This is a genomic window from Bacillus hominis (assembly GCF_018332515.1).
Lineage (GTDB): Bacteria > Bacillota > Bacilli > Bacillales > Bacillaceae_G > Bacillus_A > Bacillus_A hominis.
On record NZ_BOQD01000587.1, the window covers coordinates 1 to 1,521 of the forward strand.

The 1,521-nt window shown below is 37.7% G+C and carries 1 protein-coding gene; it reads left to right on the top strand.

Annotation, left to right across the window (positions count from 1 at the left end; all coding sequences use genetic code 11):
• The first annotated feature begins 13 nt into the window (after positions 1 to 13).
• The gene (locus KI356_RS27490; protein ID WP_088058765.1) at positions 14 to 1,474 is read left to right on the top strand and encodes a CoA-acylating methylmalonate-semialdehyde dehydrogenase; all 1,461 of its coding nucleotides are present in this window, start codon (positions 14 to 16) and stop codon (positions 1,472 to 1,474) included.
• The last annotated feature ends 47 nt before the right edge of the window (positions 1,475 to 1,521 follow it).

Sequence of the window (1,521 nt, forward strand, 5' to 3'; positions counted from 1 at the left end):
AGGAGAGAATATAATGATTACAACTGAAATTAAACGAGTAAAAAATCATATTAATGGTGAGTGGGTTGAATCAACAGGTACGGAAGTAGAAGCAGTTCCGAATCCAGCGACTGGAAAAATTATTGCTTACGTTCCACTATCTCCAAAAGAGGATGTTGAAAAGGCTGTTGAAGCTGCAAAAGCGGCATACGAAAAATGGTCTAAAGTACCAGTTCCGAATCGTTCAAGACAATTATATAAATATTTACAGCTTTTACAAGAAAACAAAGATGAGCTTGCGAAAATCATTACACTTGAAAACGGTAAAACACTAACGGATGCAACTGGTGAAGTGCAGCGTGGTATTGAAGCAGTAGAACTTGCAACATCAGCACCAAATTTAATGATGGGACAAGCTCTTCCGAATATTGCTAGTGGAATTGATGGATCGATTTGGCGCTATCCAATCGGAGTTGTTGCTGGTATTACACCGTTCAACTTCCCGATGATGATTCCATTATGGATGTTCCCACTTGCAATTGCTTGTGGTAATACATTCGTATTAAAAACATCTGAAAGAACACCGCTTTTAGCAGAGCGACTTGTAGAGTTATTCTATGAAGCTGGTTTTCCAAAAGGGGTATTAAATTTAGTACAAGGCGGAAAAGATGTTGTAAATAGCATCTTAGAAAATAAAGATATTCAAGCTGTTTCGTTTGTTGGCTCTGAGCCAGTGGCACGCTATGTATATGAAACTGGTACAAAAAATGGTAAACGTGTACAAGCGTTAGCAGGTGCGAAAAACCATGCGGTTGTTATGCCAGATTGCAACCTTGAAAAAACTGTACAAGGTGTAATTGGGTCTGCGTTCGCAAGTAGTGGAGAGCGCTGCATGGCATGCTCAGTAGTAGCAGTAGTAGATGAAATTGCTGATGAATTCATTGATGTATTAGTAGCAGAAACGAAGAAGTTAAAAGTAGGTGACGGTTTCAACGAAGATAATTATGTTGGACCATTAATCCGTGAATCTCATAAAGAACGTGTTTTAGGCTATATTAATAGTGGTGTAGCAGATGGAGCAACATTATTAGTAGATGGTCGTAAAATTAATGAAGAAGTTGGAGAAGGATACTTTGTTGGTGCAACAATCTTTGATGGCGTAAATCAAGAGATGAAAATTTGGCAAGATGAAATTTTCGCTCCAGTATTAAGTATTGTAAGAGTAAAAGATTTAGAAGAAGGTATTAAGGTGACAAATCAATCGAAATTTGCGAATGGTGCTGTTATTTATACATCGAATGGTAAACACGCACAAACATTCCGAGACAATATTGATGCTGGTATGATTGGTGTAAACGTTAATGTTCCAGCACCAATGGCATTCTTCGCATTTGCAGGAAACAAAGCTTCATTCTTTGGAGATCTTGGTACAAATGGTACGGATGGCGTTCAATTTTATACACGCAAAAAAGTTGTAACTGAGCGCTGGTTTTAAGAAATAGTATGTAAGTTGTTACAATAAAAAACCACTCTAAAGAGTGG